General features: G+C 41.9%; 19 protein-coding genes, 1 pseudogene and 1 other annotated feature. Of the genes and pseudogenes, 4 read left to right on the forward strand and 16 right to left on the reverse strand.

From position 1 onward, the window contains the following. The first annotated feature begins 25 nt into the window (after positions 1–25). Positions 26–193, forward strand: coding sequence for a hypothetical protein (locus tag AAGG74_RS08225; protein ID WP_019713977.1), 168 nt, complete (start codon positions 26–28; stop codon positions 191–193). 32 nt (positions 194–225) lie between these two features. Here the strand turns inward: AAGG74_RS08225 and pepF are convergent, their stop codons facing one another. After that, positions 226–2,055: an oligoendopeptidase F gene (gene pepF, locus AAGG74_RS08230; protein ID WP_225494260.1), complete on the reverse strand. Its 1,830-nt coding sequence runs from the start codon at positions 2,053–2,055 to the stop codon at positions 226–228. Between the two features lie 229 nt (positions 2,056–2,284). Then, positions 2,285–3,436 (reverse strand): competence protein CoiA family protein, encoded by a 1,152-nt coding sequence (locus AAGG74_RS08235; protein WP_429675064.1) that lies wholly within the window; start codon positions 3,434–3,436, stop codon positions 2,285–2,287. Positions 3,437–3,529: 93 nt separating this feature from the next. Between AAGG74_RS08235 and AAGG74_RS08240 the strand changes: the two are divergent. Beyond that, positions 3,530–3,601: pseudogene (locus tag AAGG74_RS08240) on the forward strand (hypothetical protein); the annotation flags it as partial. Here AAGG74_RS08240 and mecA read toward each other — a convergent pair. Then, positions 3,596–4,252 (reverse strand): adaptor protein MecA, encoded by a 657-nt coding sequence (gene mecA, locus AAGG74_RS08245; RefSeq protein ID WP_429675065.1) that lies wholly within the window; start codon positions 4,250–4,252, stop codon positions 3,596–3,598. The pseudogene AAGG74_RS08240 and the gene mecA sit on opposite strands and share 6 nt — an antisense overlap. Then, entirely contained in the window at positions 4,219–4,344 is a 126-nt protein-coding gene (locus AAGG74_RS08250; protein WP_120698858.1) for a hypothetical protein, read from the reverse strand. Before AAGG74_RS08250 ends, mecA begins: the two co-directional genes overlap by 34 nt. Before the next feature lie 184 nt (positions 4,345–4,528). Between AAGG74_RS08250 and AAGG74_RS08255 the strand changes: the two genes are divergently transcribed. Next, positions 4,529–5,188 (forward strand): TerC family protein, encoded by a 660-nt coding sequence (locus AAGG74_RS08255; protein WP_225494174.1) that lies wholly within the window; start codon positions 4,529–4,531, stop codon positions 5,186–5,188. 44 nt (positions 5,189–5,232) lie between these two features. Here AAGG74_RS08255 and spx read toward each other — a convergent pair whose 3' ends face one another. The 8 genes from spx to AAGG74_RS08295 form a co-directional block, all read right to left on the reverse strand. Next, on the reverse strand, positions 5,233–5,628 hold the full coding sequence (spx, locus tag AAGG74_RS08260; protein ID WP_429675066.1) for a transcriptional regulator Spx: 396 nt from the start codon (positions 5,626–5,628) through the stop codon (positions 5,233–5,235). A 179-nt stretch (positions 5,629–5,807) separates the two neighbouring features. Further along, on the reverse strand, positions 5,808–6,386 hold the full coding sequence (locus tag AAGG74_RS08265; RefSeq protein WP_429675067.1) for a GNAT family N-acetyltransferase: 579 nt from the start codon (positions 6,384–6,386) through the stop codon (positions 5,808–5,810). 174 nt (positions 6,387–6,560) lie between these two features. Continuing rightward, positions 6,561–7,778 (reverse strand): MFS transporter, encoded by a 1,218-nt coding sequence (locus tag AAGG74_RS08270; protein ID WP_162102178.1) that lies wholly within the window; start codon positions 7,776–7,778, stop codon positions 6,561–6,563. Between the two features lie 103 nt (positions 7,779–7,881). Continuing rightward, complete coding sequence (oppF, locus tag AAGG74_RS08275; RefSeq protein ID WP_162101942.1) at positions 7,882–8,799, reverse strand: oligopeptide ABC transporter ATP-binding protein OppF; 918 nt, start codon at positions 8,797–8,799, stop codon at positions 7,882–7,884. 1 nt (position 8,800) lies between these two features. Next, complete coding sequence (gene oppD / locus AAGG74_RS08280) at positions 8,801–9,877, reverse strand: oligopeptide ABC transporter ATP-binding protein OppD (protein WP_429675068.1); 1,077 nt, start codon at positions 9,875–9,877, stop codon at positions 8,801–8,803. 4 nt (positions 9,878–9,881) lie between these two features. Then, positions 9,882–10,799, reverse strand: a complete 918-nt coding sequence (gene oppC, locus AAGG74_RS08285; protein ID WP_225494177.1) for an oligopeptide ABC transporter permease OppC — start codon at positions 10,797–10,799, stop codon at positions 9,882–9,884. Positions 10,800–10,802: 3 nt separating this feature from the next. Next, positions 10,803–11,738: an oligopeptide ABC transporter permease OppB gene (gene oppB, locus AAGG74_RS08290; RefSeq protein ID WP_429675069.1), complete on the reverse strand. Its 936-nt coding sequence runs from the start codon at positions 11,736–11,738 to the stop codon at positions 10,803–10,805. A 94-nt stretch (positions 11,739–11,832) separates the two neighbouring features. Next, a complete protein-coding gene (locus AAGG74_RS08295; RefSeq protein WP_429675070.1) occupies positions 11,833–13,473 on the reverse strand; it encodes a peptide ABC transporter substrate-binding protein in 1,641 nt (546 codons plus the stop codon). Positions 13,474–13,945: 472 nt separating this feature from the next. After that, positions 13,946–14,159, forward strand: a binding site (T-box leader). Positions 14,160–14,215: 56 nt separating this feature from the next. On the opposite strand from AAGG74_RS08295, the gene trpS reads away from it, so the two are divergent. After that, positions 14,216–15,208 (forward strand): tryptophan--tRNA ligase, encoded by a 993-nt coding sequence (gene trpS / locus AAGG74_RS08300; RefSeq protein ID WP_429675071.1) that lies wholly within the window; start codon positions 14,216–14,218, stop codon positions 15,206–15,208. A gap of 33 nt (positions 15,209–15,241) precedes the next feature. On the opposite strand, the gene AAGG74_RS08305 is transcribed toward trpS, so the two are convergent. From AAGG74_RS08305 to AAGG74_RS08320, 4 genes are all read right to left on the reverse strand, one after another. Further along, positions 15,242–15,994 (reverse strand): YjbA family protein, encoded by a 753-nt coding sequence (locus tag AAGG74_RS08305; protein WP_162101948.1) that lies wholly within the window; start codon positions 15,992–15,994, stop codon positions 15,242–15,244. Positions 15,995–16,199: 205 nt separating this feature from the next. Then, positions 16,200–17,111 carry an oligopeptide ABC transporter permease AppC gene (gene appC / locus AAGG74_RS08310; protein WP_162101949.1) on the reverse strand — a complete coding sequence of 304 codons (912 nt, stop codon included), beginning with the start codon at positions 17,109–17,111 and terminating at the stop codon, positions 16,200–16,202. Positions 17,112–17,128: 17 nt separating this feature from the next. Further along, positions 17,129–18,079: an oligopeptide ABC transporter permease AppB gene (gene appB, locus AAGG74_RS08315; protein ID WP_225494178.1), complete on the reverse strand. Its 951-nt coding sequence runs from the start codon at positions 18,077–18,079 to the stop codon at positions 17,129–17,131. Positions 18,080–18,158: 79 nt separating this feature from the next. Next, positions 18,159–19,787, reverse strand: coding sequence for a peptide-binding protein (locus AAGG74_RS08320; RefSeq protein WP_429675072.1), 1,629 nt, complete (start codon positions 19,785–19,787; stop codon positions 18,159–18,161). Positions 19,788–19,809: the final 22 nt, after the last annotated feature.

Consider the following 19,809-nt stretch of genomic DNA (forward strand, 5'->3'; position numbering starts at 1 on the left):
AGGTATAAAGACGGGGAGGATTGCCATGATGTATACTGTGATCTCAATTGTGTGTATTGCCGTTTTTTTCTGTTTGAATATATTAGGCATGATGCATATGCTGCCGCTTTATATTACCTCTCCTCTGCTGTTTCTGTCTATTTTATTTACCCTATACCGCCTGAATCACCGCAAAACCTTTAAAGGATTTTAAAAAGCCTGTGCAAATGACGCACAGGCTTTTTTTTAGGACTGCTTGACTTTCATCAGCAGTTCTTCCATTTCATCAAGTTTTTCTTCAAACATTTTGCACGCAGCTTCGATTGGCTCTGGTGACGTCATATCAACGCCCGCTTTTTTCAGGACGTCAATCGGATATTGTGAGCTTCCCGCTTTCAGGAAGTCAATATAACGGTCAACTGCCGGCTTTCCTTCTTTCAGAATTTGGCTGCTTAACGCTTGGGCAGCACTGTACCCTGTCGCATACTGATACACATAGTAATTGTAATAGAAGTGCGGAATACGGGACCACTCAAGGCCAATTTCCTTATCAATCACCATGCCGTCTCCGAAATACTTTTTATTCAGGTCATAATAGACATTTGTCAGAAGCTCTGGTGTAAGCGGCTCCCCTTCTTGCGCCTTTGTATGGATCAGATGTTCAAATTCGGCGAACATCGTTTGTCTAAAGACCGTTCCTCTGAAGCCTTCAAGCATATGGTTCAGAATGTACAGCCGCTGTTTTTCATCATCTAAATTGTTTAGCAGGTATTCGCCAAGAAGCGCTTCATTTGTCGTAGACGCGACTTCTGCGACAAAAATGCTGTAGTTGCCGTATGGGTATGGCTGGTGCTTTCTCGTATAATAGCTGTGTACGGAATGCCCAAACTCATGCACGAGCGTAAAGAGATTATTGACGTTATCATGCCAGTTCATCAAGATATACGGATTCGTGCCGTAAGCTCCTGATGAATAAGCGCCATTGCGTTTCCCTTTATTTTCGTAAACGTCGACCCAGCGGTTTTCCAGCCCTTCTTTTAAGATAGAAGCGTATTCTTCCCCTAAAGGCGCCAGACCTTTCAGCATGTAATCTTTAGCTTCCTCGTACGTAACTTTCATCCCCGCATCCTTCACAAGCGGTGTATACAGATCATAAATATGCACTTCATCAAGCTCAAGCACTTTCTTTCTCAACGCGATATAGCGATGCAGGAGCGGCAGATGCTTATTAATCGTTTTGACGAGGTTGTCGTATACTTCCTCGGGAATGCTGTTGTTAGAAAGCGCCGCTTCTCGCGCTGACTTGTATTTTTTCACTCTCGCATAGAAGTTGTCCTTTTTCACAGTGCCGCTTAGTGTGGTGGCCATTGTGTTTTTATATTGTCCGTACGTTTTATATACTTCGTCAAAGGCATTTTTGCGGACTTCACGGTTTTCACTTTCTAAGAAGTTAATAAAGTTTCCGTGAGTGATCTGTTTATTATTTCCTTCTTCATCTTTAATGGACGGAAAAGTAATTTCGGCGTTATTTAAAACGCTGAACGTATTGGAAGGTGACCCTAGCACCTCAGAAGCTTCAGCAAGCAGCGCTTCTTCCTTTTCGCTCAGTACGTGAGGGCGTTCCTTTGTAATCTCCTCAATCGCATGGGAATACAATTTCAGTTCTTCTTTTTCAAGAATAAACTGCTGGAGCTTGTCTTCTTCTATAGATAAAATCTCCGGAACCAAATAAGCTGTCGCGCTAGCAGCCTGTGTATACAGGTTTCCCGCCTTGTCATTCAGCCCCTGGTAAAAGGAGTTTCCGGTATCTTGGTCAGAGCGCATATGGGCATATGCGTACAGCCTGCCCAGCCGTTCCATCACTTTATCTTGATACGTAAGTGCCTCGTATAAATGATCGGCTGAATCTGCCAGCTTTCCTTTATACTCAGATAGATTAGGAATTAATTCCTTTACAGCTTGAAATTCTTTATTCCAGGCCTCATCATTAGGAAAAATATCCTCAAGTCTCCATGTGTCTTCTGCCTTTACTTCACTTCTGTCAGGCAGTTGGTTTGCTTTTTTTTCCTCAGCCATGGTGATCCCCCTCGTTTTCTTTAATTCAAGCCAATTGAAAAAACCGCTGTTTCTCAATAAACTTGTGTTGTGAATATCTTCCGGTTTTTCACTGCCTTTTGTCAAATCATATGCAGCGATGAAGAGAACGAATGCCAAAAAAACAGCAAAAACACGAAAAACCTTTCCATTTATGCCTCTCACAGCCAGCCCACCACCTTTGTCTTAGGGTGAGCCAAATGAGACAAACTCATTCTATAAAACAGCTGCGGTCTCTTTCTATGAGATCCTGTAATGAGTATATGTCCTTTGCGCACTGACACAGCACATATACTTCTTTCTGAGTCTCCCTTAAAAATCCCTTCTTGCACAAAAAATCAATGTATTGTTTCACCGCTTCTGAAAGACATTTTTCGCTGTATTCATATCTGAGTGAAATGTTCTTTTTATGAATGTGCAGTTTGCACTGCTGTAAAACAGCGGAAAAGCGAATTGGCGCACGTTTGTATCCAATATCCGTCATAAACAGATAAAGATATCCCTGCCACACAAAAACCGGACTTTTAAAAACAGCTCCTTTTGTAACAGGAATAAACACTTCAGTCGGAAGAAATGAAAGAGATGTCTGCCGTTTTTGATAAAACAGCTGCCTTAGGCGATTTGACTCCTTAGAAATAAATCGATGGGGTTTATTCCGAAAACGCATTACGGCTTTCATCCAATTGTCGTAACGCAATGAGGGCTTTGGCGCAGTAAAAAAAATCTCTTTTGCATCTGCCTGGTGAAGAGGAATCGTTTGAACGGAGGAAAAAGAATGGTTTGTGTGAAACGGAATAATAAAGCTAATCCGTTGAAATAGCCGTTTTTCCGGGCAATAACAGACCAGTTCCTTGTTCGGACTCGCATTGATAAATTGCCAATGAAAAGCAGAAAGCTGATAAAAGGATGGAGCAGTGCATTTTAAGCGGCTATGTCCCATAACCCAATGCGGGAGGATTCCCGCTTGTTTGAAGCCTGCTGTCCGCTTTAGAAAGCGATCTGAAGCAAGAGTTGCACATTGATATTCAACAGCAAGCATGTGTCCCTTGATCTTTGCCATAATATCAGGTCTTTGTTTGATGCTTTTAATGAATGGTTCTAATAGCGGGGACGCCTGTTGCGTTTTCAGCCATACATACAGCTGTCTTTTTCCTTCTAAGTGGTAGGCGCTTTCCGGCTCTATGTCTATTGAACAGGACTTGTTCTGTTTATGGGCAAAATGCGGCGCTTTTTGGTGCCCAAGCTTTACGGCAAGCTCACCTCCGCACACTGGGCAGAAGAACCTTTTCTGTTTTATTTTTCGGCTTTGCCGAGCGCCTAGAAGGTGAAACATTCGGCCGTCTTCAGTCACAGCACTAAACAATTGTCATCTCTCCTTTCCGGATGAGATATACTTTCTGGAAAAGAGGATCAACTCCTGTTTGCCGTAGTTTTCAGCATGTCCGCGGGTTTCTAATTTCACATCACAAAAACAGCATTTCATTGCACAAAAAAAACCGATTTCCGGAAAGAAATCGGTTTGTTATGATGCAAAGTGTTTTTTTATTGTTTCTAGAGCATGCTCTGAAATAATCAGCTTGCCGTACTCTTCAAGACGGTGTATGCTGATTGAGGATTCATCTGCGTACTCCAACAGGATGCTTAGCTGATTTTCAACCTCTTCATCAATCATATCGCAAAAATCCACATATAAATAATATCGGTTCTCAAACGAACATAAAGTCGTTTTACTTCCGTTAACGTTCAATTTAGATAGAGAAATAACATCCTCAAAATCGTCAAACCGCAAGACAAATTGAAGCTGTTGCTCCTTCTCTTCCTGATTGACATCTTGCTCTTCCTTCTGGAAATCATCCAGTAAGGCGTTAAGATCCTCAGATGCTGGTTCTTGCTTTTTATCCTCAGGAATCGGCAGTTCGAGCTTTTGTCCGTCTTTGGAAAGCTGGGCTTTTGTGACGATGATTTCTAATCCTTTGTCAAGCGCCTGAACTTGAATCCAGAGAGGGCCTTCCACAGCGAATTCCTCTTCCTCATGAACTTCATCCATGACTTCCCAGAACAGTTCTTCACTGCGCTCACGGTTATACCAAATTTCTTCTCTGTCAAAACCGCGATCTTCAATATCTCCGTAAGACATATAAAATTTTACTGTATGCTCGTTAATTCTTTCAATTTCCATTTGCCAACCTTCCCTTCTATATAAGATGTTGAAGGGACATCTAAGCTCCCGATTAATAGTACTTTACTACACTTTACCCATTCCGTCCACATCTTAACCTTGATGCAAGGCCAGTGTGAATTCCTTTGTATTTCTATTTTATGATAAAACAGTCACAAAAGAAATAAAAACGCATCTTTGCTAAAAAAACGGCAGATATACGGCTCATATCATAAAATGCGACTTGTCTCATATAGTAGGAGTACAAGCGATGGAACGAAAGTGAGGTGCCGATTCATGGAGCATGACTATCTGATTTCTCTGCTTGTGATTGTAGGGATCGACCTGATCCTTGGCGGAGATAATGCGGTCGTTATCGCCATGGCGAGCAGAAATTTGCCGGACAAGCAAAGACAGCAAGCCATTATTCTCGGAACATTTATCGCCGTTGCCATGAGAATCGGATTAACAAGTGCAGCGGTATATCTTTTGAATATTCCGTTCTTGCAGTGTGTCGGAGGAATTTTCCTGCTGTATTTAGGATATCAGCTGCTGATTGAAAAAAAAGACACACAGCACATTAAAAGCAGCACCTCTCTATGGCGAGCGGTAAGAACGATCGTGCTCGCAGATCTCTTTATGTCACTGGACAATGTCATAGCCGTTGCAGGTGCGTCACACGGTGAGTTTTCACTTGTGATCATAGGTTTATGCGTATCGGTGCCGGTTATTATTTGGGGCAGCAAGCTCATCCATATTGCACTTGAGAAAATACCCCTCCTGATCTATGCGGGAAGCGGGCTGCTTGCTTATACAGGCGGAGAAATGATTGTGAGAGATAAAAAGCTGTCCTTTTTTATGGCACAGCACAGCGCAGTGGAAACACTCCTCCCCATTTTAACGGTGGCGTTTGTCATCCTTGCAAGCATTTATTATCAGCAAGTTGAGAAGAAATGAAAAAAGAAGGCTGAGTATCAGCCTTCTTTTAATAATACGATCTATTAGTTTGCCAAACGCTGTGCTTCTCTTAATTGGAAAGAGCGGACTTTTCTTGGCAGGAAACGTCTGATTTCGTCTTCGTTGTATCCGACCTGCAAACGTTTTTCGTCGATGATGATCGGACGGCGAAGCAAACCTGGGTGCTCATTGATCAAGCTGTACAATTCTTGCAACGGCATAGATTCAACGTTCACATTCAGTTTTTGGAATACTTTTGAACGAGTTGAGATAATTTCATCTGTTCCGTCTTCAGTCATTCGAAGAATTTGTTTAATTTCATCAATTGATAAAGGTTCAGAGAAAATATTTCTTTCTTCAAATGGAATCTCGTGCTCCTCGAGCCACGCTCTCGCTTTTCTGCATGAAGTACAGCTTGGTGATGTGTATAGTGTAACCATTCATCTTCACTCCTCTAATTAGTAGGATGAACATCTATTTTATTCTTAAATTGAAATTACTCTAAAAAAGGAATCTTTACAGGTATTATACTATAAAAAAGTAAGTGTGAACAGTGTCCTAAGAAAAAAATGTGTCAATCCAGCAAATTTTAATGTTAATGTTATGTTGTCATTCTCAATTAGTTTAACTGATCGAAAATATTTTTTTGTTTTTCTTCATCAATGAGTTTCAGGACCTCGTCTGTTTTTTCGTACGATTCCCCATACCATTTCTCATCTTTATAAGTATGAATGTTTTCGTATGTCTGTTTCATGGCTTCAAAAATTTCTTCTTCTGATTCTGTTTTTGGTGACCAGTACAGAATCTCCATCTTGCTTACTTCATTCGTAGCCAATGACCGGCGCTGGTACCCAATTGACTGAGCATGCTTGAAATGCTCTCTTTGATAAAATCTCAGGCGATTTTCTGTATCAGTATCATCTTCATCCACAGGCTCCACCTCGAGCAATATCGGCTTATTTTTCTTTTTCAGCTTCGCGATCAATTTGCCGCCAAGCCCCTGCCCTCTTGCATCCTTAGACACATACAGATAATCAACAAAGATAAATGAATCGAATTCCGCAAACATTAAGATATGATGTTTGCCTTCATCTTTATGATAAATATCGCTTCGCTCTTTCATAAGAGCTTCCATATGCGCTTTTGATTTCATTTCTTCAATTGGAAAGTACTCGCTAAGCTTTTCATACCAGTTCATTGATTTGCTCCTTATGAGTTCATTGTCTTCATACTTTTTAGATATACCCCATTTCTTCTTGTTTAAACAGCTTTACATCTATTAAGACGTACGAACTTCCGCCCTGGTTTCATTTTTTTAGCAAAAATCGAAGCCGGAAACTCCATTCATGTTGAAATGTTATATCGCAAGCTTTCATGAAATACCGCCTTCCCGCTTGTAATGAAGCAAGCGGGGCTGCGCCAGTGCAATAAAAAACGTCATGATATATAATGCAGCGGCCGCAATAAAAGCTGTTTTCGCTCCAGCCGCATCAGCTACGAGCCCCATGATGGAGTAAGTAACGCCTGACCATGGAGTTAAAATTGCATTTTTGGCAGCCATGATCCCAATGCGCTTCTGCTCGGGAATGACCTCCTGCAGCATTGTTTCCTGGCAAATATCACGCACCTGATAAAAGGGACCCATGAATGCGCAAGCCAGCGCGCATAAAAAAGGGATTGGAGAAAAAGAGAACAAAAGGGTCAGTATCGACATCACAAGTGAGCTGAACATAATCGAATAGCCCATGTTTCGCTCAAAAATAGCAGAAAAACGAATAGCAATCACACTGCCGGCGATAGCACCTATAAAATAAGAAGCGTTAAACACCCCCCACCATACCTCCGTTGCATGCAAAACAGCTGCAGTAAACGCGAGAAGGATCGCAGAAGACCAAACAGAACCTGCCAAAGCCTCTATCATGTCCATCATCGTAATATCCTTTACAACAGGAAGGATCATTAAATCCTTCCATATACTTCTGGCAGATTGTGTTTCAGCTGTTCCTTCAGCCCTTTTTTCATTTACATGAAGCCCACTGATGGAGACTCCTGAAAGAACAAACAGACAAATGGCTGCACCGACAACGACTTCAAAAGGTACAGCATACGTCAGAAGGCCTCCAAGACCCCACCCCGCCGTTAGAAACAATTGATTTGAGAGGGAAATCACGCCATTCACTTTCACATATCGCTCTTTTGAAACGATAGTCGGCAGCAGCGCAAATCTTGCTGGCTGAAAAAACGCGCCTGCAAAAGAAAAACAGAATACAAACAATAGCGTGGCCCAAAAGAAAATCTGTCCGTGATGACTGACGCCAAAAGCCATTAATATCGTAAAGACCGCCCTCAGAAGATTTGTGAACACAAGCACCTTTTTAAAACCAAGCTTGTGAAGCACAGGGGAAATACAAAAGCTTGCTGCTATACTCGCAAACGACATGAATGATAGAACAAGACTCGCCAAAAAGACGGAGTCTGTCATTTGATAGACTCGAACCATTAAAACGATTGTGACAAGGACTCCTGCTAAAGATTGAAGAGATTGAGACAGCAGAAGCGCAATAATATTTTTGTTATGCAGATATTGAATCGTTTTTCGCCCCCGCTTATTCCTCTACTTGAAATATTATTATTCTGAATTTCTATAATTACGTAAAAAAATCCTTCAAGAGATTTCTCTTGAAGGATGAATGTCATGAGTATGCTTTAAACTCTGCCTCCGTGCACATCACAAAATGCCCCGGTGTGACTTCACGGAATTCCATCGTTTCCCCATCTTTCAGCTGATGAACAGACGGATCATATTTCTTACGGACGCGATTTCTCTCATAGTCCGGATCTGGAAGCGGAATTGCTGAAAGCAATGACTTTGTATATGGATGAAGCGGATTCTCATAAAGCTCATCTGCCGGCGCAAGCTCAACCAGTTTCCCGAAATACATGACGCCAATGCGGTCGCTGATGTATTTAACCATTGATAAATCGTGAGCAATAAACAAGTATGTGAGCCCTTTTTCTTTTTGCAGTTCTTTCATTAAATTCACGACCTGCGCTTGAATAGATACATCCAAAGCGGAAATTGGCTCATCGGCGATAATGAATTCTGGGTCAACAGCAAGAGCTCTGGCAATTCCAATTCTTTGGCGCTGACCGCCGGAAAATTCATGAGGATAGCGGTTTGCATGCTCCTTGTTTAAACCGACTGTTTCCAATAGCTCATGGACCCGCCGTATCCGCTCTTTTTTAGTTTTTGCCAGCTTATGAATATCAAGGCCTTCAGCAATAATATCACCAACTGTCATTCTAGGATTCAAGGATGCATAAGGGTCTTGGAAAATCATCTGCATCTTGCGGTTGAACTCCAGCAGCTGTTTCCGAGATTTTTTCCCGTGTACATTTTCGCCGTTAAACAGCACTTCACCATCAGTCGCTTCGTACAGCCGAATAATGCTTCGGCCTGTTGTCGATTTACCGCAGCCGGATTCACCAACCAGCCCTAATGTTTCGCCTTTATAGATATCAAATGATAAACCGTCTACAGCCTTCACTGTTCCTTTCGGTGTGACAAAGTGCTGTTTTAAATGTTTGATTTCTAATAGTTTTTCAGCCAATTCATTCACCTTCTCTCACTAAGACAGGTTTTTCATACGTATTTGCCAGTTTGCGCATTTTCGCTTTTACCGCTTCAGGCGGCTCTACTTTTGGCGCGTTCGGATGAAGCAGCCACGATTTGACATAATGAGTATCAGATACCTTAAACATGGGCGGCTCCTGCTCAAAATCGATTTTCATCGCATAAGAGCTCCGCAACGCAAAAGCATCTCCTTTTGGCGGATTCGTCAAATCAGGCGGCGTGCCAGGAATCGCAGTCAGCTGTTCCCCTCCCGAACTTTCCAATGTCGGCATGGATGCAAGCAGCCCCCACGTATACGGATGTCTTGGGTCGTAGAAAATCTCGTCTACCGTACCGGTTTCTACAACCTGTCCCGCATACATGACAGCGACCCGGTCAGCAACATTTGCCACAACACCAAGATCGTGTGTGATAAAGATGATGGATGTCTCAATTTTCTTTTGTAAATCCTTCATTAATTCAAGGATTTGCGCTTGAATCGTTACATCAAGAGCAGTCGTCGGTTCATCGGCGATGAGAAGCTTCGGATTCGCCGCTAGTGCCATCGCAATGACAACCCGCTGTCTCATCCCGCCTGAAAACTCATGAGGAAATTGATTGACCCGTTTTTCTGGCATCGGGATTCCGACTAAATCCAGCAGTTCAACAGCACGTTTTTTCGCTGCTTCCTTTGAAATCTTTTCGTGTTTAAACAGTACTTCCGTAATTTGTTTTCCGACCTTCATCGTCGGATTTAAAGAGGTCATCGGATCCTGGAATATCATCCCGATCTCTTTTCCCCGGACATTTTGCATTTCTTTTTCAGACAGCGGCACCAGATCCTTGCCGTCAAACAAGATCTCACCGCGCTTAAAATAACCTGGAGGCATTGGAATCAGCTTCATAATCGCTTGAGAGGTTACACTTTTTCCCGAACCTGATTCTCCAACGATAGCCAGCGTTTCTCCTTTATCCAGATGGAAATTCACTCCGCGGATTGCCTGAACCTCTCCGCCATATGTTTTAAATGAAATCGCTAAATCTTTTACTTCTAATAGGCGTGTCACCCGTATCACTCCCTTATTTACGTAACTTAGGATCCAATGCGTCTCTTAATCCGTCGCCGACAACGTTAAAACCAAACATCGTAATACAGATGAAACCGGCCGGGAAGAATAAACGCCACGGATAGTAGGTCAATGCAGGCAATCCGTCAGAAGCCATCGTTCCCCAGCTTGCAAGCGGAGCCGGAACACCAAGTCCCAAATAACTTAAAAAAGCTTCTGTAAAAATCGCAGTCGGCACTGTCAATGTCATTGTGACCAAAATGGAGCCCATTGCGTTTGGCACGATATGTTTAAACAGCAGACGGGAAGTTTTTGCACCAAGCGTCTGTGAAGCAAGCACATATTCCTGATTCTTCAGCTGCAGCACTTGTCCCCGCACGATTCTGGCCATATTAATCCAGCCCGTTATCGTCATGGCAATAATAATCGTAAAGAGCCCTTTCGGAAGAACAACCATCAGTAAGATAACCATTAATAATGAAGGAACTGCCCAAAGGATATCGGCGATACGCATCATAATTTCATCCGTTCTGCCTCCGCGGAACCCTGAAATGCTTCCCCAAATTACGCCGATCAGCAAATCAAGAACAGCGGCCGCGACACCGATAAAGATTGAGATTCGCGCGCCTACCCATGTACGGACGAAAATGTCCCGTCCCAGATCATCTGTTCCGAACCAGTGATCTTTGGAAGGCGCCTTATCCGCATTTAAGAGATTAGTAGTCGAATAATCATATTTCGAGAAGAGCGGTGCTAAAATCGCCATAAGGATAATCAGTACAATAATCACAAGCCCGACCATTGCAAGCTTATTGCTGCGGAAGCGAAGCATCGCATCTTTCCAGAGGGAAAGGCTTTTTTTACTTATTTTCTCTGCATCACCGGCATTTGCTGCGGCTGGTTCAAACATATTTTTCGGAATGTTCTGCATGGCCTAGGCTCCTTTCTTTGCTTTGGAAAGCTTGATTCTCGGATCAATAATACCGTATAGCACGTCTACGATTAATACACATAATAAAAGGATGACACTGAAGAATACCGTTACACCCATAATGACTGTATAATCACGGTTTGTAATACTGTTTACGAAGTGTGCGCCAAGTCCCGGAATCCCAAAAATGGTTTCTATAATGAAGCTTCCCGTTAAGACTTGCGCGGCCATCGGTCCCATGTATGTAACAACTGGCAAAAGCGCGTTTCGGATGGCGTGCCGCACTGTAACGGCCAGACGGGACAGACCTTTTGCTTTCGCTGTGCGAATATAATCACTGTTCAACACTTCGATCATGCTTGAACGGGAAAGCCTGGCAATAAACGCCATCGGCATGGAAGCAAGTGCGATTGAAGGCAAAAAGGTGTATGCCCAGGAGTCCCACCCCGCGACTGGAAACAGACTAAGCTTCATGGAGAACACATATTGCAGAACAGCCGCCATGATAAAGCTCGGCACTGAAATACCAAAGATGGTTAAAATCGCAACGGTATAATCCTGCCACTTATTGTGGTAAAGGGCTGCAATGACCCCAAACAATACACCTAATGCTAAAGCGAGGAGAATAGCTTCTGCTCCAAGAGTGAATGAAACGGGGAATCCCGAATTGATCAGGTCGTTAACACTCTGACCTTTATATTTAAATGACGGTCCGAAATCCCACATTGCAACTGATTTCAAATAACTTACATATTGTACAAACAGCGGCTTGTCCAAGCCATAGTGTTCATTTAAGTTTGCTTCAATTTCAGGCGGAAGCTTTTTCTCATCCGAAAATGGCCCGCCCGGTGCTGCCTGCATTAAGAAAAAAGTCACGGTTACAATGACAAATAGAGTGATAACCATGTAGATTAAACGTCTTCCGATATATTTCAGCAAGGGGAAACACCTCCATTGTTTTTACATGATCAGTAAGAAAGGTATATGGGGAATAGGCCCCATATACCTTGAGGTTTTTTGTTTTCACATAGACTTATTGAAAGTACGCGTTTCTGAAATAAATTTCGCCGGTTCCAGTAACGATGGTTCCTTTCAGATTTTCGTCCTGCACCCAAGGGATCGTATAAAAATAGATTGGTGCAACAGGCATATCGTCCATAAATACCTTCTCTGCTTTCTTAAGCAGTTCGATACGTTTGTTACTGTCTGTTTCAGTTTGGGACTCATTCAATAGCTTTTTAAATTCAGCGCTTTCCCAGCCAGTATCATTATTTCCGCCGTCTTTATCCTTGAACAATTCAAGGAAGGTGCTCGGATCATTATAGTCGGCAAGCCAGCCCATACGTCCCACTTGATAGTCGAGGCTGTGGAGTTTGTCGATATAGACATTCCATTCGGAATTATCAAGCTCAACATTTACGCCAAGATCTTTTTTCCACATTTCCTGAACAGCTTGTGCAAGTTTCGCATGCGCTTCATCCGTATTATAAGACAATTTAATTGCCGGAAGATCGGAAGCTTTGCTCAGCCCTAAATCCTTAAGACCTTTTTTCAAATATTCTTTCGCCGTTTTCACATCGTTATCGTCAAAATAACCTTTTTTATTATCTTCGAATCCCTTCATTGACGGTGGAACAGCGGCCATAGCAGGAATTTGCTCGCCCTGTGTCACGTTTTTCACGATAGATTGACGATTAATTGAATAGGCCAGCGCCTTACGGATGTTTACATTATCTAGTGGCTTTGCCGTCGTGTTAAATTTGTACCAATAAACACCAGCAATCGCTTCAACGTGTAAGGAATCATCTTTCTTCAAAGTTGGCAGCGATTCAGTCGGAAGCTGACCAAGCGGCATCCCTGCCCAATCAAGCTCACCAGCTTGGAATTTCTTAAGCTCAGTATTGTTATTGTTGATCATGACCATCTTGATATTTTTCAGCTTAACCTTGTCTTGATCCCAATATTGATCATTTTTTTCAAGAGCAATAGATCCGCTGTGTTTCCAAGATGTCATTTTAAATGGTCCGTTGGAAACGTAATCTTTGCCCGCATTGGTATACCATTTTTCATTTTTCTCAGCAACCTTTTTGTTGACCGGCATATAAGTATAAAACGAAGTCAATTGAGTAAAAAACGGTGTCGGATGGTTCAATTCAACTTTTAACGTTTTATCGTTAACCGCTTTTACAGCTACATCATTTAAGCTTCCTTTTCCTGTGTTTGCTGCTTCCGCACCTTTGATGTAATACAGCTCATAGGCATACTGCGACTCATTAGCAGGATCAAGAGCCCATTTCCAGGCATATTCAAAATCTTGTGCTGTTACAGGGTCGCCGTTTGACCATTTTGCGCCATCACGAATTGTAAATGTATATGTCTTTCCATCTTTGCTCGTTTCAATTTTAGAAGCTGCGCCTTCTTCAGGCTCACCATCTGCATTAATGCGTGTCAATCCTTCAAAAGTCTGACGGATAACACCCCCTGATACTGAATCTTTTGCCAATCCCGGATGTAAAGAATACGGCTCAGTTTTGATATTAATATCAAGTGTCGTCTTTCCTTTACTGTCCTTTTTCCCTTCACCGTTTGATCCGCCGCTGCCGCCAAAGCCGCAGGCGCTCAGCACAAGAGTGAAAATGAGTATCAACGTGACAATCGACCAACGTTTTTTCATATTCGCAAACCCCCTAATCATAATTTTCAGCTCCTCACGGCCAAATCATCAGAAATATCAGACAAATGAACCTAAGTTTCCATAACTTTTACTCTGTTCCGTCTTTTCTGATTATTTTTGTAAAAAAGCTGTAACACTAGAGTGAACAAGTTCATTATAATGAAACAAATAATTTATTGCAATATTATTTTTTCAATTTAAAATATTTGAACTTCGTTAGTTTTTCTACCATGAACATAATATCCTTCTATCGTTTAAAGCGGAAATTCGTTGAAAACGATTTTAGGAGTTTTTTATCCATATTGCTTTTTACATATAATATCTAGCTGTTTTCACCGCTGAGAGCAGCTATCATTTAGAGGTTTTAATAGTACCCGCAGTATTTCTATCATTACAATGTTACCGGAAAAAAGAGTGTTTTTTCATGATGACAATTGGTTATAATTGATTTATAATGAAGCAATCAAAAGAAAAGCCTGCTATGAAAAAGAGTAGTACACGTTTCACCCGTTTGAAGAGAGTCTGCGGTGCTGGGAGCAGATAACGGGCAATGTGGAATGGACTTTGGAGCAGCTGACCGAAACCGCAAAAGTAGGCTCAGCCGGAGCAGTCTCCGTTACAAACGTTAGAGTGATTCCATTTTAATGGAATAATCAGGGTGGTACCACGGTTCATTCGTCCCTTTTTACAGGGGAAGAATGAGCCTTTTTATTATGTTTTCAGAAATGAGGTTGATGTTTTTATGGAGAAAACGATTTTTTCAGGTATTCAGCCGAGCGGCTCCGTTACGCTCGGCAACTATATCGGCGCAATGAAGCAGTTTGTCGAACTGCAGCATGATTATAACAGCTATTTTTGCATCGTCGATCAGCATGCGATAACTGTACCTCAAGACAGGCTGCAGCTAAGAAAGAATATTCGCAGTTTGGCGGCGCTTTACTTAGCGATCGGTCTTGATCCTGAAAAAGCAACATTATTTATTCAGTCAGAGGTTCCCGCACATGCGCAGGCTGGATGGATGATGCAGTGTGTCGCGTATATTGGTGAGCTTGAACGAATGACTCAATTTAAGGACAAGTCTAAAGGCAACGAAGCTGTCGTCTCCGGCCTGTTAACATATCCGCCGCTGATGGCCGCTGATATTCTGCTATATGGAACAGACCTTGTGCCTGTCGGTGAGGATCAAAAGCAGCACCTTGAGCTGACGCGAAATCTTGCCGAACGCTTCAACAAAAAATACAACGACATTTTTACAGTTCCAGAAGTGAAAATCCCTAAAGTCGGCGCGCGCATCATGTCTTTGAATGACCCGCTGAAGAAAATGAGCAAATCCGATCCGAACCAGAAGTCGTATATTACATTGCTGGATGAGCCAAAGCTTCTTGAAAAGAAAATCAAAAGCGCTGTGACAGATTCTGAAGGCATTGTGAAGTTTGATAAAGAAAACAAACCGGGCGTTACCAATCTTCTTACGATTTATTCAATCCTCGGCAATACGACAATTGAAGAGCTTGAAGCAAAGTATGAAGGGAAAGGCTACGGCGAGTTCAAAGGTGATTTGGCAGAGGTTGTGGTCAACGCATTAAAACCGATTCAAGACCGCTATCATGAACTGATTGAATCTGATGAATTAGATCGGATTCTCGATGATGGCGCGGAACGGGCGAACCGGACAGCAAACAAAATGCTGAAAAAAATGGAGAATGCCATGGGTCTTGGCCGAAAAAGACGCTGATCAAAAAACCGCTCTTTGAAAGAGCGGTTTTTTTCAATTCACCTTTGATTCATTTTCCAATTCCCACAGTTTTTCGAAGAAAGGCTGTCCTTTTATCAAGTTTTCACAAAAAGTCAAATGCTTGTCTGACCAGCCTTCAATGGTTTCGTTATACAGCATGTCCCAAATCTCTTCAAAGCTCATTCGTTTGATTTGTTCATACATATGCGGATTCCACTCTGTGTACCAGTAGCCGATTTCGGCACGGTTTTTCAATCCCTTTAATTGATCAAGCGCCATAAACATCAGCTGCTTGATTTGCCGTTCTTTTCTCGTCAGTCCTCTGACATGCTCTGGCGCTAATGATAAAATATGATATTCTTTTGAGGATTCCAGCTTTTTTGGCTCAAATTCATATGTTTCAGGCTCTACATCTTTTACCATTTCATAAACAAGCTGTTCCTGTCTTGGAATGAGACGGCTTTTTCTGACAGGGATTGTGTATCCGATTGTATCGACAGCCAAAATGCCGATTCCGTCTGTTACGACAAAACAATACTCAAGCTTTGTCCGCTCATGATTTTTCCGTATATACGATTTCTGATGTACGTCTTCAAGCAAACCTTTCGGCAGCTCAGATAAATCATTTTCTATGTAATGAAACAATATTGACGGCACCCTTAATAGCGGCACCTGATCCAAAAGCTCAACCGTATCTTCCTTGCGCCATTCATGAAAGTGACATACATTGTAGCCATTTTCTTCCCCTTCAAACCAATTAACCCACACATCATGAAGAAATAACATCTCTAACCCCTCACTTTTATAAAAACTGTTGTCCACAGTATAGGCAAGGGACAGAGAAATTATTCCAAAGAGTTTGAGGAAATCTGGCATCACTGGAATGATCTTAACATCACAAGGAGCATACCGATTTGTATATTTTCTAACAAAGAGAGACCTGTTTTTCTTCTTTTTCCGTTATATTTTATAACAAATATTATTTTCATTTTTATTTAATATGTTTCGGATCAAGCGCATCCCGCAGACCATCACCAACAAAGTTGAAACATAAAACGGTCATTAAAATAAATAGCCCGGGAAATAATGGGTACCACCATGCTTGAATCATTACTGTGAAATTCTGTGCGTCTTGAAGCATGTTTCCCCAGCTTGCGATTGGAGGCTGGATTCCGAAGCCCAAGTAACTTAATGCTGATTCAGCAAGAATGACAGTACCTACTTTCAGCGTCGCCGAGACGATAATCGGTCCTAAAGCATTTGGCAGGATATGCGAAAAAATAATTTTATGAGTCTTTGTTCCAATTGTTTTAGCGGCGAGAACATATTCCCTTGAACGAAGTGACAAGAACTCTCCCCTTACTAACCGTGCTGTCGTGGTCCAGCCTGTGAGACAGAAAATTAAAATCAGTTTATCCACCCCTGGCTTAAAGATCGTGACCAGCGTGATCAGCAAGAAAATATCTGGAATAGATAATACAATGTCGACCAGACGCATGATGACAGCATCAACTATTCCTCTGAAATATCCCGCTAACGCCCCAAAAACTGTTCCGATCAAAATCGAACCGACTACAGACGCAAAACCAACCAATAAAGAGACACGTGCTCCATACAAGATCCTACTGAAAATATCACGTCCAAATTTATCGGTTCCCATCAAATGCTCAAGGCTCGGTGCCTTATATTTATCAAGCAGGCTTTGCTGTTCTTGGGGATATGGCGCAATTAATGGAGCGAATATAGCAGATATAATGATGATAAAAAGAATGACAGCACCTAGAATGGCCAGCTTGTTTTTCGAGAATTTCTCCCAGAATATCTTGATCATCGTTTCTGGTTTTTTCGAAATACTTTCTTTCAGCCTGATCTCCGGCGAGGGAGTTGTATGCAGCTCTGACATCTCTGTTTCCCCTCCTTTTAATATTCGATCCGCGGATCAACAATCGCATAAAGGATATCTGCAACGAGGTTTCCAATAACGACAAGCACCGCTGAGATGACAGTCATCGCCATGATAACCGGATAATCACGCTGGAATGCCGAATCAACAAACAGCTTTCCTAACCCCGGCCAAGTGAAAATTTGTTCGACAACGACAGATCCACCAATAAATGAAGGAATCATCAAACCGAAAATCGTAATGACGGGTAATAATGCGTTCCTCAATCCATGTTTAAATAACACTCTGTTCTCTTTAAACCCTTTTGCTCTCGCTGTACGAATATAATCTTGATTTAATACATCAAGCATATTGGATCTCGTGTATCGCGTCAGTCCGGCCATGTCAGCTGTCGCTAATACAAATGCAGGCAGAATTAAATGATGAATCCGGTCAAATATATTGAAATCGGCATTCAGCGTCTCGACACCGCCGGTTGGAAACCAGCCGAGATTTACCGATAACACCATAATCAAAATTAATCCGAACCAAAAGTTTGGTATAGCCAGACCTATAAATGAGGTAAACGTAATGCCATAGTCGAGCTTTGAATAAGGCCGCTTTGCCGACAAAACACCGAATGGAATAGAAATCATAAGGGCCATAATCGTCGAAACGAGCATCAGCAGGAGCGTATTAGGCATCCTTGCCGTAATCAGTTCTGAAACAGGGGTTCCTTTTCTGACAATAGATGTTCCAAAATCACCCTGCACCATGTTGCCGAGCCACTTTAAATATTGAACGTACTGAGGGTCATTCAGACCGTATTTTTCAATAAACTGCTCTCTGTCAGCCTGGCTGATTTTCGGATCCATCATTAACGTCATCGGGTCTCCGGGCGCCGCTTTCATGATAACAAATGATAGAATCGTAATTCCCAATAAAATCGGAATAGACATTAAGGTTCTTCTGATAATATATGCAGCCATATTATTACTTGTCCCCCTTTGCTTTCCTTATTAAAAACAGAAGAGGGAGAAAACGCTCTCCCTCCCCTTTAAGGGATAATTATTTTGCAAGCCACCATTTTTCAATATTGTATAAATCACGCTTCGGATGGTATTTGTATCCTTCAAGATTTTGCGGCATTGCCATATGGTTGTTAGGGTAATACAAAAACGTATACGGCTGATCTTCCGCAATTTTTTGATAAATCTGCTCATATTCTTTTGAATATTGCTCTCTGTCGCTGATTGATTTTGCCTCTTTCATGAGTTTATCCGCTTCGGCATTTTTATACCAAACGTAGTTTAAGCCTTTTTTGATTTGACTTGAATGGAAAGTGTCATATTGATCAGGGAATGTGGACAAACTCCATCCCATGACCATTGCATCAAAATCCCAATTCGGAGGATTCATTTGTTCAACAAGAGCACTCCATTCAACAATTTGGGTCTTTACTTCAATTCCGATTTTTTTCAGCTGCTCTTGAACAACGACAGCGATATCTTCACGGACTTTGTTTCCTTGGTTCGTTTTAAGCGTAAACGAGAATTTCTTTCCGTCTTTATCTAAAATGCCGTCACCGTTCGTATCTTTCCAGCCGGCTTCTGCGAGCATTTGTTTCGCTTTTTTCTCGTTATACGCAAATTTTGGAACTTCTATATCTTTAGGATAGTTCCAAGATAAAGGGCTTTCCGGAATGTGAGCTACCTTTCCGTCTCCATCTAATACTTGGTTGACAATTGACTCGCGGTCAAGAGCAGTTGTCAGCGCCTGACGGACCTTTTTATCCTTAAATAGTTCATTTTTTTCATTCCATCCGATATATATATAACTTAATGCCAAATCAGTAACGACTTTCACGTTATTGAATTTTTCTGCCATTTTATAGTCAGTGGCGGGCACATTAAAAAAGTTAATATCGCCTGCCTGCAGCTGAGTAACGGCAGCATTTGCATCAGGAATGACTTTATACGTCACAGTATCTAAATACGGTCTTCCATCAAAATAATCATTATTCGCTTCGAGCTTAATATATTGGCCCTGCTTCCATTCTTTAAACTTAAATGGACCTGAACCGATTGGTTTCTTTCTGTTAAACTCATTTTCTTCTAAATCGGCAATCGGAACATTACCGAGAATGTGCTTCGGCAGAATGGCTGTGCTGTCTAACGCATTATTGTAGAAATTACCGTCTTTATATTTCAGCTTGAATAATACTTCGTAATCGCCTTTTTTCTCGACGGATTTCAGCATTTCATATGTTGAGCCGCGTTCTCCCTTGTAATCTTTGCTTAAAGGGACACTGTACGTAAATACGACGTCATCTGCAGTCAGTTCTTTTCCGTCATGAAACTTAACACCTTTTTTGATTTTCACATCATATGCCAGACCGCCGTCCAATTCTTTAATACTTTCAGCGAGCGACATTTTCACATTTAGTTTTTCATCCGTTTTCGTTAAAAAGCTGTACAGCATATTTTCAATTTCCGTACTTGCATCATCCGTAGAATACAGAGAATTAAAAAGCGTGGGTTCCCCGATTGACCCGACTACCAAATCTCCGCCTTGCTGCGGTTTTCCTGCTGGTTTTTTCTCGCTGCTGCTTGATTTTGAGCCTGAGCAGGCTGATAAGAAGATGGCTAGAACCATGAATACACTAAGCATCATCAGTGCGCTTTTCCGTCTTTTCATTCAATATTCCCCCTCTTGAAAT

The organism is Bacillus mexicanus, assembly GCF_050445615.1.
GTDB lineage: Bacteria > Bacillota > Bacilli > Bacillales > Bacillaceae > Bacillus > Bacillus mexicanus.